Source organism: Nocardia sp. NPDC059764 (assembly GCF_042732555.1).
Classification (GTDB): Bacteria; Actinomycetota; Actinomycetes; order Mycobacteriales; family Mycobacteriaceae; genus Nocardia.
Genome location: NZ_JBHWHH010000002.1, coordinates 1 through 12,335 on the forward strand (window position 1 = coordinate 1; position 12,335 = coordinate 12,335).

At 68.0% G+C, this 12,335-nt stretch carries 17 protein-coding genes and 1 pseudogene; 5 read left to right on the forward strand and 13 right to left on the reverse strand.

Annotation, left to right across the window (positions count from 1 at the left end):
• From ACFV4K_RS00580 to ACFV4K_RS00630, 11 genes are all read right to left on the reverse strand, one after another.
• On the reverse strand, nucleotides 1-123 hold a 123-nt coding region (locus ACFV4K_RS00580; RefSeq protein ID WP_379271047.1), incomplete at its 3' end, for a glycerate kinase.
• A gap of 9 nt (nucleotides 124-132) precedes the next feature.
• The gene (gene gcl / locus ACFV4K_RS00585; protein WP_379270905.1) at nucleotides 133-1,911 is read right to left on the reverse strand and encodes a glyoxylate carboligase; all 1,779 of its coding nucleotides are present in this window, start codon (nucleotides 1,909-1,911) and stop codon (nucleotides 133-135) included.
• Between the two features lie 2 nt (nucleotides 1,912-1,913).
• On the reverse strand, nucleotides 1,914-2,879 hold the full coding sequence (locus tag ACFV4K_RS00590) for a 2-hydroxy-3-oxopropionate reductase (protein WP_379270907.1): 966 nt from the start codon (nucleotides 2,877-2,879) through the stop codon (nucleotides 1,914-1,916).
• Nucleotides 2,846-3,667, reverse strand: a complete 822-nt coding sequence (locus ACFV4K_RS00595; protein ID WP_379270908.1) for a hydroxypyruvate isomerase family protein — start codon at nucleotides 3,665-3,667, stop codon at nucleotides 2,846-2,848. Before ACFV4K_RS00595 ends, ACFV4K_RS00590 begins: the two co-directional genes overlap by 34 nt.
• Before the next feature lie 182 nt (nucleotides 3,668-3,849).
• Nucleotides 3,850-5,256 (reverse strand): nucleobase:cation symporter-2 family protein, encoded by a 1,407-nt coding sequence (locus tag ACFV4K_RS00600; RefSeq protein ID WP_379270910.1) that lies wholly within the window; start codon nucleotides 5,254-5,256, stop codon nucleotides 3,850-3,852.
• A 46-nt stretch (nucleotides 5,257-5,302) separates the two neighbouring features.
• Nucleotides 5,303-6,208, reverse strand: a complete 906-nt coding sequence (gene pucL / locus ACFV4K_RS00605) for a factor-independent urate hydroxylase (protein WP_379270912.1) — start codon at nucleotides 6,206-6,208, stop codon at nucleotides 5,303-5,305.
• A 7-nt stretch (nucleotides 6,209-6,215) separates the two neighbouring features.
• Nucleotides 6,216-6,551, reverse strand: coding sequence for a hydroxyisourate hydrolase (gene uraH / locus ACFV4K_RS00610; RefSeq protein ID WP_379270913.1), 336 nt, complete (start codon nucleotides 6,549-6,551; stop codon nucleotides 6,216-6,218).
• Nucleotides 6,548-7,045 carry a 2-oxo-4-hydroxy-4-carboxy-5-ureidoimidazoline decarboxylase gene (gene uraD / locus ACFV4K_RS00615; RefSeq protein WP_379270915.1) on the reverse strand — a complete coding sequence of 166 codons (498 nt, stop codon included), beginning with the start codon at nucleotides 7,043-7,045 and terminating at the stop codon, nucleotides 6,548-6,550. Before uraD ends, uraH begins: the two co-directional genes overlap by 4 nt.
• Before the next feature lie 128 nt (nucleotides 7,046-7,173).
• Complete coding sequence (locus tag ACFV4K_RS00620; protein ID WP_379270917.1) at nucleotides 7,174-7,302, reverse strand: hypothetical protein; 129 nt, start codon at nucleotides 7,300-7,302, stop codon at nucleotides 7,174-7,176.
• A gap of 20 nt (nucleotides 7,303-7,322) precedes the next feature.
• Nucleotides 7,323-7,712: a helix-turn-helix domain-containing protein gene (locus tag ACFV4K_RS00625; protein ID WP_357278960.1), complete on the reverse strand. Its 390-nt coding sequence runs from the start codon at nucleotides 7,710-7,712 to the stop codon at nucleotides 7,323-7,325.
• Nucleotides 7,705-7,944, reverse strand: coding sequence for a thiamine-binding protein (locus tag ACFV4K_RS00630; protein ID WP_213559929.1), 240 nt, complete (start codon nucleotides 7,942-7,944; stop codon nucleotides 7,705-7,707). Before ACFV4K_RS00630 ends, ACFV4K_RS00625 begins: the two co-directional genes overlap by 8 nt.
• Nucleotides 7,945-7,993: 49 nt before the next feature.
• Between ACFV4K_RS00630 and ACFV4K_RS00635 the strand changes: the two genes are divergently transcribed.
• Nucleotides 7,994-8,758 carry an IclR family transcriptional regulator gene (locus ACFV4K_RS00635; protein ID WP_379270919.1) on the forward strand — a complete coding sequence of 255 codons (765 nt, stop codon included), beginning with the start codon at nucleotides 7,994-7,996 and terminating at the stop codon, nucleotides 8,756-8,758.
• Between the two features lie 47 nt (nucleotides 8,759-8,805).
• On the opposite strand, the gene ACFV4K_RS00640 is transcribed toward ACFV4K_RS00635, so the two are convergent.
• Complete coding sequence (locus ACFV4K_RS00640; protein ID WP_379270921.1) at nucleotides 8,806-9,225, reverse strand: hypothetical protein; 420 nt, start codon at nucleotides 9,223-9,225, stop codon at nucleotides 8,806-8,808.
• A gap of 125 nt (nucleotides 9,226-9,350) precedes the next feature.
• Between ACFV4K_RS00640 and ACFV4K_RS00645 the strand changes: the two genes are divergently transcribed.
• Together ACFV4K_RS00645 and ACFV4K_RS00650 are read left to right on the forward strand one after the other, a co-directional pair.
• Complete coding sequence (locus tag ACFV4K_RS00645; RefSeq protein WP_379270922.1) at nucleotides 9,351-9,749, forward strand: CD225/dispanin family protein; 399 nt, start codon at nucleotides 9,351-9,353, stop codon at nucleotides 9,747-9,749.
• A gap of 133 nt (nucleotides 9,750-9,882) precedes the next feature.
• Nucleotides 9,883-10,518 carry a hypothetical protein gene (locus ACFV4K_RS00650; protein ID WP_379270923.1) on the forward strand — a complete coding sequence of 212 codons (636 nt, stop codon included), beginning with the start codon at nucleotides 9,883-9,885 and terminating at the stop codon, nucleotides 10,516-10,518.
• Between the two features lie 179 nt (nucleotides 10,519-10,697).
• On the opposite strand, the pseudogene ACFV4K_RS00655 reads toward ACFV4K_RS00650, so the two are convergent.
• Nucleotides 10,698-10,793, reverse strand: a pseudogene (locus ACFV4K_RS00655) (hypothetical protein); the annotation flags it as partial.
• Nucleotides 10,794-11,009: 216 nt separating this feature from the next.
• Between ACFV4K_RS00655 and ACFV4K_RS00660 the strand changes: the two are divergent.
• Both ACFV4K_RS00660 and ACFV4K_RS00665 read left to right on the forward strand, forming a co-directional pair.
• Nucleotides 11,010-11,537, forward strand: coding sequence for a phenolic acid decarboxylase (locus tag ACFV4K_RS00660; RefSeq protein ID WP_379270924.1), 528 nt, complete (start codon nucleotides 11,010-11,012; stop codon nucleotides 11,535-11,537).
• An 84-nt stretch (nucleotides 11,538-11,621) separates the two neighbouring features.
• Nucleotides 11,622-12,311 carry a DUF899 domain-containing protein gene (locus tag ACFV4K_RS00665; protein WP_379270925.1) on the forward strand — a complete coding sequence of 230 codons (690 nt, stop codon included), beginning with the start codon at nucleotides 11,622-11,624 and terminating at the stop codon, nucleotides 12,309-12,311.
• Nucleotides 12,312-12,335 lie beyond the last annotated feature (24 nt).

Sequence of the window (12,335 nt, forward strand, 5' to 3'; positions counted from 1 at the left end):
GGGCACCACCGACACCGAGGCGTCGGGTCGCCCGCGCCGGATTCCGGCTCGCACGGCGGCCCCGACCTGCGCCGCGGTCAGCGAGCCCTTGAATTTGTCGGAGGCGATCAGCACACGAGCCATGGGAGTCCTCTAGTCCAGCGGAACGGTGGCGGTCGGGGCGTCCGCGAAGGCGGAGGCCAGTTCCTCGAACTCCGTGATCGCGTCGATCCCGGCCGCGCCCATGGACACATTGGTGACCCGCTCGAGAATGCACTCGACCACGACGGGCACCTTGTACTCGGCCATCAGCGATTTGGCCTTCTCGAACGCGGGACCGATGTCCTGCGGCTCGAAGACGCGAATCGCCTTGCAGCCCAGTCCTTCCGCGACCTTGACGTGGTCCACGCCGTAGCCGTTGACCTCGGGCGAGTTGATGTTCTCGAAGTCCAGCTGGACGTAGTAGTCCATGTCGAACGCCCGCTGCGCCTGACGGATCAGGCCCAGGTACGAGTTGTTCACCAGCACATGGATGTACGGGATGTTGAACTGCGCGCCGACGGCCAATTCCTCGATCAGGAACTGGAAGTCGTAGTCACCCGAGAGCGCCACGACCGGCTCGTCCCGCACCGCGGTGGCCACGCCCAGCGCGGCGGGCAGGGTCCAGCCCAGCGGCCCGGCTTGACCGGCGTTGATCCAGTGCCGCGGCTTGTAGACGTGCAGCATCTGCGACGCCTGGATCTGCGACAGACCGATCGTGGTGACGTAGCGGGTTTCCGGGCCGAACGCCTTGTTCATCTCCTCGTACACACGCGCCGGTTTCAACGGCACGTTCTCGAAGTGGGTCTTGCGCTGACCGGTCGCGCGCTTGGCGCGCACCTGCTCGACCCACTCGCGGTGGTCGGTCAGACCGCCCACCTTGTCGAGGGATTCAGCGACCGCGATGAACTGCTCCAGCGCGGCGCCGGCATCGGAGACGACGCCGTAGTCGGGTGCGAAGACCCGGCCGATCTGGGTCGGCTCGATGTCGACGTGCACGAAGGTGCGGTCCTTGGTGTAGACGTCGAGCGCCCCGGTGTGGCGGTTGGCCCACCGGTTGCCGATGCCAAGCACGAAGTCGGCGGCCAGCAGCGATTCGTTGCCGTAGATGTGGGAGGTCTGCAGGCCCACCATGCCCGCGTTCAGCTCGTGGTCGTCCGGAATCGAACCCCAGCCCATCAGGGTCGGGACCACCGGAACACCGGTCAGCTCGGCGAACTTCACCAGCAGCGCGTCGGCGTCGGCATTGATGACGCCGCCGCCCGCGATGATCAGCGGACGCCGCGCGGCGTTGAGCATCGCCAGCACCTTGGCGCCCTGCGCCGGGGTGGCGGCGGGGCGCACGACCGGCAGCGGCTCGTAGGTCTCGATGTCGAACTCGATCTCGGCCAGCTGCACGTCGATCGGCAGGTCCAGCAGCACCGGGCCCGGGCGGCCTTCGCGCATGAGCCAGAACGCCTTCTGGAACGCGCCCGGCACCTGCGCGGGCTCGAGCACCGTATGCGCCCACTTGGCCAGCGGCTTGGCGATGGAGGCGATGTCGACGGCCTGGAAGTCCTCCTTGTGCAGCTTGGCCACAGGCGCCTGGCCCGTGATGCACAGGATCGGAATGGAATCCGCGGAGGCGGCGTACAGGCCGGTCACCATGTCGGTGCCCGCGGGCCCCGAGGTGCCGACGCAGACACCGATATTGCCGGGCCGGGCCCGGGTGTAGCCCTCGGCCATGTGCGAGGCGGCCTCGACGTGGCGGGCCAGCACGTGCTCGAGGCCGCCGTGCGCCTTCATGGCGCTGTAGAAGGGGTTGATCGCGGCGCCGGGCAGGCCGAAAGCCTGTGTGGCCCCTTCCTTCTCCAGGATCAGGACCGCCGCGTCGACGGTGCGCATGCGCGCCATGCTCAGTTCTCCTTGTCCAGGGTGCCGCTCAGGCGCTCGATGCCGCGCAGCAGGGCGGAGTGGTCCAGGTGGCCGTCGCCGTTGGCGCGGGCCGAGGCGACCAGCTGCGCGATCAGCGACCCGGCCGGGGTCACCAGACCGGCCTCGCGGGCGGCGGTGGTGAAGATGCCCATGTCCTTGTGGTGCAGGTCGATGCGGAAGCCGGGCGCGAACTCGCGGTTGATCATCTTGTCGCGCTTCTGGTTCAGCACGGCCGAACCGGCCAGGCCGCCGCCCAGCACGTCCAGCGCGGGGCCCAGCTCGACGCCGTAGGCCTCGAGGAAGACCACGGCCTCGGCCACGGCCTGGATATTGGTGGCCACGATGAGCTGATTGGCGGCCTTCACGGTCTGGCCCGCGCCATTGGCGCCCACGTGCACCACGGTCTTGCCGACCTTGTCGAAAAGCGGCTGAGCGGAGGCGAAGTCCTCGGCCGAACCGCCGACCATGATGGACAGGGTGGCGTTGACCGCGCCCGGCTCACCGCCGGAGACGGGCGCGTCGAGCAGCCGGAAGCCGCGGTCGGCGGCCTGCTTGGCCAGTTCTTGGGTGACGTCCGGGCGGATGGACGAGAAGTCGATGATCAGCGCGCCGGGCTCGGCGGTCTCGAAAACGCCCTTCTCCCCGGCCAGGACCTCCTGCACGTGCGGGGAGTCCGGCACCATCACGGCGATGACGTCCGCGCCGCGCACGGCGTCGGCGATGGAGGTGACGGCCCGGCCGCCCGCGTCGACCAGCGGCTGCGCCTGGGCCGGGTTGCGGTCGAAGCCCTTGACCGAGTGGCCCGCGTTCTGCAGGTGGACGGCCATCGGGCTGCCCATGATGCCGAGGCCGATGAAAGCGATGTTGGTCATGATCTGTTCCCTAGAGTGGTTGTCTGTCAAGAGTTTTCGGTCTACTTGGCGGCGCGGCGCTCGCGCGGCAGCCATTCGAAGGCGTCCTCGGAACGGCCGGAAGGCTTGTATTCGAGGCCGACCCAGCCGCGGTAGCCGCGCGCGGCGAGGTCGGTGAGCTGGAGTTCGAGCTGGAGTTCGCCGGTGCCGGGCTCGTTGCGGCCGGGGTTGTCGGCGATCTGCACGTGGGCGATGCGGTCGGTGTGCTCGGCGATCACCTTGTCCACGTCGTCGCCGTTGACCGCGAGGTGGTAGAGGTCGGCGAGCAGGCCGATGTTCGACACCCCGGAGTGCGCCTGCGCCTTGTCGATGACGGCGAGGCCGTCGGCGGCGGTCAGCAGCGGGTAACGCGGTGCGCCGGAGGCGGGTTCGACGAGGACGGTGGCCCCGATGCGGGCGGCGGCCAGGGCCGCGGCGGAGAGGTTCTCGACGGCCAGCTCGTCCTGCTGCTCGGCGGTGGCGTCGTCGACGCGGTTGCCGTACAGGGCATTGAAAGCCTTGGTGCCCAAGCGTTCTCCGATGCCCACGGTGACGTCGATGTTGTCCTCGAGCTCCGCGGCGCGAGCCGGCCAGGAGACCAGGCCGCGGTCGCCGCCGGGCATGTCACCGGCGAAGAAGTTCAGGCCGATCAGCTGCACGCCGGCGTTCCGCACGGCGGCGACGAAGGCGTCCACGTCCCGGTCCGACGGGACGGCCTCGGCGAAGGGCCACCAGAACTCGATGGCGTCGAATCCGGCCTGGCGCACGGCTTCCGGGCGCTCCAGGACGGGCAGCTCGGTGAACAGCAGCGAGCAGTTCACGGCGTAGTTCAGCGTGTGGGTCATCAGGAATCCCTCCAGTCGTTCCCGCAGGTTCTCCGCTATTTTCCATAATGCGGAAATGTTTTTTCGGGATATGAAAATGCTAGAGCTCCCGGAACAAGCCCGTCAAGAGAGTTCCGGGAGCTACCGGCCGGTAGAGCGGGAAATATACGAAGTTGCGGAATCGAGCGCGGATCCCGCTCGACTCAGTCGCGGATGTCGTCGTCCAGGCGTTCGCCCAGATCGTCCTTCCGATCCTCGACCGCGGCGAATACCGAAGCGCCCGCCTTGTTTCCGCGCGTGATCTCGTTGAACACCAGGTTCAACATGATCGCTACCACGGCGGTGGCACTGATCCCGGAGTGCATGATCACCCCGAGCCAGGTCGGGAACTTGTCCCAGAACGTCGGCGCCGCAATGGGAATCAGGCCGACACCCAGGGCCACCGCGACGATGACCATGTTCAGGTTGTCGGTGAAATCCACCCGCGCCAGCGTGCGGATGCCGCTCGCCGCCACCGATCCGAACAGCACGATGCCCGCACCTCCCAGCACCGGATACGGAATCCCGGCCACCACCGCGCCCACCACCGGGAACAGGCCCAGCAGCACCAGCACCAAACCGCCCGCGGCGACCACGAATCGGCTCTTGATGCCGGTCAGCGCCACCAGCCCCACGTTCTGCGCGAAGGCGCTGCACGGGAAGCTGCCGAACACCGGCGCGACCGTGGTGGACAGCATGTCGGCCCGCAGGCCGGCCGCCACCCGCGCCGAATCCACCCCGGTGCCGACGATCTCGCCGATGGCGAGGATGTCGGCGGTGGTCTCGGTCATGATCACCAGCACCACGATGGTCATGGACACGATCGCCCCGACCCCGAAGGTCGGCCCGCCGAAGTGCAGGATCGGCGGCAGCGCGACGATTTTCGCCGTGCTCACCGCGCCGAAGTCGGCGTGATGGGTGAGCACGGCGATGACCGTGCCGACCGCCAGGCCCAGCAGGATCGACAGCCGCGAGATCGCGCCCTGGAACACCCGGCTGATCACCAGGATGATGAGCAGCGTGAGCCCGGCGAAGCCGATATTGCCCACCGATCCGTAGTCGGCGGCCTTCGGATTGTTGCCCATCGCCCACCGGAACGCGGTGGGCAGCAACGAGAGTCCGATCACCGTGATGATCGTCCCGGTCACCACGGCCGGGAACAGGCGCACCAGCTTGGCGAAGAAGCTGGACAACACCAGGCCGATCAAGCCGGCGACGATGATCGCCCCGAACACCGGCCGGAGTCCGCCGTCACTCGCGATGGTCACCATCGTCGAGACGCTCGCAAACGAAATGCCTTGCACAATGGGCAATCTGGAGCCGATCGGCCCGATGCCCAGGGTCTGGAGCAGGGTCGCCAGGCCGGAGACGAACAGGCCCGCTGTCACCAGCAGCGCCATGTCCGACACCGAGAGCCCGGCCGCACCGCCGACGATCAGCGGCGGCGCGATCACTCCGCCGTACATGGTCAGAATGTGTTGAGTTCCGTAGATCGCCAACTGCCCCAACGGATGTCGCGCATCCTCGGGTCGGGTGACGGTCACTGACACGCGGCTCTGGTCATCACCCATCGCCGCACCTCCTAGATCAGGAAGAGGGGGATCAGGCTCTGCCTGGTCAGCAAAAGCCGGGGGTGGCGAGCCAGGCGTTGCCGGACTCCCGAGCGTCGTCGCGCTCGACGGTGGCCTCGATGAGGCCGTAGGGGCGATCCGCGGCGATGAAGACCTCGCCCGGGTTCTCGACATTGAACGGGCTCAGGTCCACCAGGAAGTGGTGCTTGTTCGGTGCGGAGAAACGGATCTCGGCGACCTCGGTGAACTGCTCGAGCACGGCACGGCCCATCGAGTACAGGGTCTGCTGCAGCGCGAGGGAGTGCACCACGGCGAACTGCCGCAGGATGGTCTTGAGGATGGCGTCGTAGGTCTTGTCCCAGTCGACGTCGGTGTGGTTGTAGCGCCACTTGGCCACCAGCGAGGTCGCCATGATGCGGTCGTTGGTCGGCCGCAGGGTGGTGTACTTGTCCTTGAAGAAGCCGTGGAACTCCGAGCCCGTGGTCTTGAGCAGGGTCAGGTCGCGCACGCCGGACACCACGTGCGCCACCCGATCCGGGCCGACGCCGTCGATGTTCACCACGGTGGTGCGGATGCCCTGACCGGACTTCACGAACGAGTGGTCGTGGCCGGAGCCGTCGACCTCGATGCGGTCCCAGGCGTATTCCTCGATCTCGACGCGCGCGCCGGTGGCGGTGGGGGCGCGGGAGATGAAGTGGTCGGCGAGGGTGAGGCCGAACTCCTCGATGGAGTGCACGCCCTTCTCCTTGGCGAAGGAGAAGGCGGTGTTCTTCTGGGTGTCGGTCGGCAGCACGACGCCCTGATCGCCGGTGATGTGGGCGTCGGAGAAGTCGCCACGCAGCGCCGAGGAGACGTTCAGGTCGCGGATCTGGTGGCGCGGGGTGTCGCGGTAGACGCGTACGACCCGGTTCTCGGCCTTGCCGTACTGGTTCTGTCCCAGCTTGATTGCCATCTTGGGTTCAGCTTCCTCGATAGGTGGAATAGGCGAAGGGGCTCATCAGCAGGGGCACGTGGTAGTGCTCGCCCGGCTCGCCCGCCACGGTGAACGTGATCGACACCGTGGGATAGAAGTAGGTCTGTCGCGTTGCGGCGGAATAGGACTCGATGTCGAAGGTGAGCCGGTAGTGCCCCGCCTCCAGCCCCTCGGGGCCGAGGTCGCGGACGCGGCCATCGTCATCGGTCTTGCCCTCGGCCAGCACCCGGGTCTCGGGGCCGAGGTGTTCCAGTCGGACCGGGACGCCCGCGGCGGGCTTGCCGAGCGCGGAATCCAGGATGTGCGTCGTAATGGTGCTCATTGTTCGAAGACCTTTCGCAGGCGCAGGACGGCGATCTTGCGCAATTCTCCGGCCACCACGGCCGCCTCGGCGGCATCGTCGTTGGCGAGGCGCTCGTGCAGATTCGTGAGGATCTGCTCGGCCGACAGGCCGGTGGCGCAGATCAGGAAGACCCGGCCGAATCGCTTCTCGTAGGCGCGGTTTCCGTCCAGCAGCTGAGCGGCGATGGCCACGTCCTGCCCGACCCCGGCCTGTTCCTGGCGCGACCACGCCGATCCGGTGCCGGTGCCGGTGACCCGCTCGCCGATCCGGGGGTGGGCGGCCAGGGCGCGGTCCACATCGGCGCCGGACAGTCCGGCGGCCAGTTCGTCGGCTCGGGCGAGCACGCCGTCGATATCGGCGTAGGGCCGGTCCGCCAGTACGGCGTCGGCCCATTCGGGCACGTCGCAGCAGGTCAGCAGATCCGTCCGGAGTCGTTCACCGGCTGTCGAATTGAATTCGCTCAACGTCACCATCGGCGCTACCTCTCTCGGATGACGGAAGGGTGATTCCGCCACTCGGAGAAGAGTGTCACGGGCCACAACAACTCGTCAACAGTTTGTTGAAAATATACACGAGCCGCAGGTCAGAGCGCTGGTTCGACTCAGACCGAGGGGGCTGGCGCGGGGGTCGGGCGCGAGCGGAACAGCTGATGCAGCACCAGGGCCGTCAGGCAGCCCGCACTGATTCCGGACGCCATGATGATCGACACCGGACCCGGCAGACCGGCCATGACCCGAGCCGCGGGACCGATCAGGCGCGCTCGCGGTTGAGGTAGTTGTAGACGGTGAAGCGGGTGACGCCCAGCGCCGCCGCGACGGTCTCCGCGGACTTGCGGAAGGTGAACGCGCCGCGCTCCTCCAGCAATCGCACGGCACGCTGCTTCTCGGCGCGCGGCAGCTCGGCGAGCGGGCCGCCCAATTCACCGGCCACCTCGTCGAGCAGCCGTTCCAGGCCGCCCAGGGTGTCGGCCTCCGGCTGACCGAAACGCACGCAGGCCAGCGTCTCGCCCTCCCAGACCAGCGGGACGTCGTCGGCGGCGGCCTCACCGGCGGACACCAGACGGCCGCCGGTCTTCTCCAGCAGGGGCGCGAGGGTCACCAGGACCGGGTGCGACGCGTCCACGGGCGAATGTTCAGTCATCCTGCTCGACCTGCATGGTCACCCGGGTGGCGCCGTGCGCGAAGGCGGTCACCATGATCTCGCCCAGCACCGGCAGCAGCCGCTCGTCCGACCCGGCCACCGAGGTGCCGAGCGGACCGAAATCGCATTCCAGACCGGCCGATTCGGCGAGCTCGAGCGCCGCCAGGGCATGCGGCGGGGCCTCCCCTTCGCCGTGGAACGGTTCGGTCGTGAACTCCGCGCGTAGCCGCATGCGCCCCAGGCTACTATTCCGGCATTCGGAAAAACTAAGGAGGACCGGGGTGCCCGCAGCGAAGCAGCCGAAGGGCAGTTCCGGAGGTGTGCAATCCATCGAGCGCGCGTTCGGGCTGCTGGAACTGATGGCCGACGAGGGCGGCATGATGGGCCTGTCCCAGCTGGCCACCGAATCCGGGCTGCCGCTGCCCACCATCCACCGCCTGGTCCGCACCCTGGTCGATCTGGGCTACCTGCACCAGGAGCCGTCCCGCAAGTACGTGCTCGGCCCCAAGCTGATCAAACTCGGCGAGAGCTCCTCCCAGATGCTGTCCGTCCTCGCGCGCCCGCACCTGGCACGGCTGGTCGACGAGCTCGGCGAATCCGCGAACATGGCCATGCTCGACGGCGACCAGATCGTCTATGTGGCACAGGTACAGTCGCGCCACTCCATGCGCATGTTCACCGAGGTGGGACGCCGCGCCCTCCCCCACTGCACCGCCGTCGGCAAGGCGATCCTGGCCGGATCCCCGCCGGACCTGACCCGGGAGTTGTTGCGGCGCACCGGAATGCCCCGCTACACCGACACCACCATCACCGACCCGGAGGAATTCGCCCGCCAGCTCGACCAGGCCGCCCGGACCGGCTACGCCATGGACGAGGGCGAGCAGGAGCTGGGCGTGCGGTGTGTCGCCGTCGCCGTCCCGAAAGCCCCCGCCCGGCTCGCCATTTCGGTATCCGGCCCGGTAGGCCGCATGACCGAGGAGCTGGTCGAGCGCGCCGCGCCGCTGCTCACCGAAGTGGCGGCGGCGCTGTCCGACGACCTCCAGTAGCGCCCCGAAGAATTCAGGACCGTACCCGCCGGTTGCGCGCGGCGGTGTTATTGCACGTCGAATGTCGCGAAACCCGGTGTGTAGGTGCCGCCGGGCGCGAGCATCACCGCCACCCGCCCCGGGCCCGAATTGATCGTCGCGGCCGAGGGGATTCCGTTCAGGCCGTCGGACAGCACGACCACACCCGTCGCACCGGTCGACAGATTGATCCAGCGGACCGGCGTGGAAATCGTGCAGCCCCAACCACCGGGCTTGGCGCCGGTGATCACGACAGTCCCGGGCGTTCCGCCCAGTACAGCCGCGCAGCGCGCCGGGAAGGCGTCGAAACTGCCGTTCGGATTTCCGAAGGGCGCGGCATCGATTTGGAAAGGAATGGTGACGGTGTCGGCCGCGGCCGTCGCGACCGCCGGCAATCCGCACATCGCGAACGCGGCACCGGAAACAACAATCTTGCGAGCAAACGTCATCGTCGAATCTCCTACGCAGCGATCTCACCGATGGTTCACGGCCGATTACCAGACCGCGGTGTCGTAATCGACCGGACAGGGTCCGCGAAAACTCGTGGACCAGGCAATTCGAAAAGGATTCTGCCATGACGACACCCGACTCGGCCGCCACCCCGGAGGAGCCCCGGACCACCGAGCTCCCCACCCCGGCCACCGACACCGCGAACATTCGGAAACCCGCGACACGTCCGCCGCACAATATCGGCTGGGCAGTCGCCGCGCTGCTGTTCTTCTGGCCTCTGTCGTTCTCCGCATTCACCCACGCGCTCAATGTGTCCCCGCTGTGGAGCGACGGCGATGCCGAGGGCGCCCGGCACGCTTCCGGCCGAGCCCGCTATCTCGGCATCCTCTCGCTGTGGATCGGCGGCGCGCTGTTCGTCGTATTCGCCGTCCTCTACCTGCTGTTCCTGCTGGTGCTGATCCACCACGGCCATCACGGACACCACAATTGGGGCGGTCCCGGCCCGCGTATGCGGCGCGGCTGACGGGGCCGGGACCCGTGGGTGACGGGCGCGGGTCCCGTTCCGTTCCAAAAATCTTCGATCGAGACATATCCGAACAGGCTTCGGTTTCGAATTCAGATGCGGAATATCATCGAACTTCGGAATGAGGTTTCCCATGGGCCTTGATCAGCCCAAAAGTCCTGTTCGTCCGGGATTTCGGCGCGCAGCGTGGTTCGCCGTCGCCGGAGCCCTCCCACTGTCCCTCGCCCTGCTGGGCACGGGACCCGCACTCGCCGAGGAGGCGCCCGCGCCGGTCCAGCCCGCGGCCGACATCCCCGATTCGGCGATCCACATTGGCACGGTCCGGCTCGACCAGCCCTTCTTCCTGACCCCCGAGCAGACCCAGCAGATCAACACCGTCACCTCGGGCGCGGAATCCGTGCTGGTACAGGCCCTCGAGGCAGCGGGCGTCGACCATGCGCGTTCCACGCACGTGGCGAAGTCGGTGATCGGCGATGCCGCGATCGGTGCGGCCGTCGGCGCCACCGTCGTGAGCCCGATCGCCGGCACCGGTGCGGTGATCGGCGTCGTGGCGGGGCTCATCGCCGGGCTCCCCTTTGCTCCGATCGGGCTGGTGGTCGTTCCCGTGGTGGGCGCGGCCCTCGGCTACGCCTTTGTCGCCGCGCCGTTCGCGGCCCTGGGCGCGGCTGTCGGCGCCGTGGTCGGCGCGGCCGACGGCTTCATCAGCCCGGCTCCGGCGACCGGCCCTGCTCCGGCGACCGGCCCGGTCACGGCGGCACAGCCCGCCTGAATCTCGGCGCGAGCCGAATTCTCTCGAGACGCTACAAGTTCCAGAAGCGCGTACAGCTCGCGCCGCTGCCGGTCGTCCAGCACGGCGAGAGCGGGGACCGAGCCGAAAACCTCCTCGTCGAGCTGTGCGCGCAGCATCTCCCCCGCGGGTGTCAGCGTGACCAGGCGGACCCGGCGGTCCGTCGGGTGAATCCGCTTCCGCACCAGGCCCTGTGACTCGAGCCGATCGATCGAGGTCGCCGTATTGGACAGGTCCGCCCCGAGTCGAGCCGACAGCTCCTCTGGTCAGCGCCGGAATCCTCACCCTCGCCGCGGTTCTCACCGCCGCCGGATCACCGCGCCGGCCGGAACATCGCCGACCGGAAGCCCGCGGCCGGCCGACTGGGCGCGCGACCGGGAACACCTCTCGGTTTCCTCGGAACCGTGTGATCAGCGGATAGGCTGGCGGAGATCACCCGGGGCTCTACACAGGTCGGCCGAGAGGAGTTCACGATGAGCGCCGAAGAAGCCGCCACCGTACCGGCCTGGGCCGGCGACCTGACGGGCATCGTGGGGCAGCACCTGATCTACACGTACGAGAACGGCTGGAAGTACGAGCTGTACGTCCGTAATCCCCAGACCGTCGCGTTCCGCTGCCTGATGGGTCCGATGTTCGGTCGCTGGTCCACCGAGCAGGCGGCGAAGATCGTGCAGCTCGGTGACGACCTGTTCAAACTCGCCTGGGTGGAACCGACCGGTACGGTCACCGTGGTCATCGCCTGGCTCGCCGAGCGCCGGGTCCACACCACCATCTGCTATCCGCAATGGATGCTCGACTTCCCCGAATTCACCCTGGCCCGCTACGAGGACAACATCCCGGAGATCACCGCCGCCCGTAACCGCGGGCCCGTCTACCCCCAGACCATGGTCGCGGCCACCGGGCACATCACGTTTCTGGAGGCCCGCAGCCCCGATGACGACACCGTCATCGACCGTCCCCCGGGCAAGCTCCCCCACGATTACGCCAACCGCTCCAACTGACTTCGGCCGCCACCGATGAATTCCGCGCGCTGATCCCGTCCGCACTGTCAGCACGCAATCCGTGAGCCGGTCAGGAGGACCTCCGTGAGCACCCAGCCCTTGCCACCGATCGTCGACGCCGCCACCTGGCGCAAAGAACTCGAAGCCCTGCGCATCCGCGAGAAGGCCGCCACCCGTGAGCTGGACGCCATCGCCGCCCAGCGCCGCCACCTCCCCATGGTCGAACTCCCGACCTACACCCTCGAAGGCGAGGGCGGCCCGATCACCCTCGCCGAGATCTTCGACGGCAAATCCCAGCTGATCGTCTACAACCACATGTGGTTCGAGGGCAAGGAATGGCAGTGCCCCGGCTGCACTGGATTCACCGCCCAGTTCACCCGCTTCAACTTCCTCGACAACCACGACGCCCGCTTCGTCATCATCACCCAGGGCCCGATCGACGAGGCGCTCGCCTACAAGCGCCGGGTCGGCAACCAGATGCCTTGGTACTCAACGGCGAACAGCACCTTCGGCAGCGACGTCGACGCGCCTCCCGGCGGCGGCTTCGGCGTGAATGTCTTTCTGCGCGACGGCGATACCGTCTACCGCACCTGGCACACCAATGGCCGCGGGGTGGAACAGATCGCCCACACCTTCCCCCTCATCGACCTGCTCCCCTACGGCCGCCGGGAAGAATGGCAGGACTCCCCGGCCGGGTGGCCGCAGTCCCCGACCTACTCCGGCTGGATCCCCTCCGAGGACATCGCCGCCGCCTACGGCGACCCGAATCCCTAGGACTCCGCCGCGGTCGTGATCGAA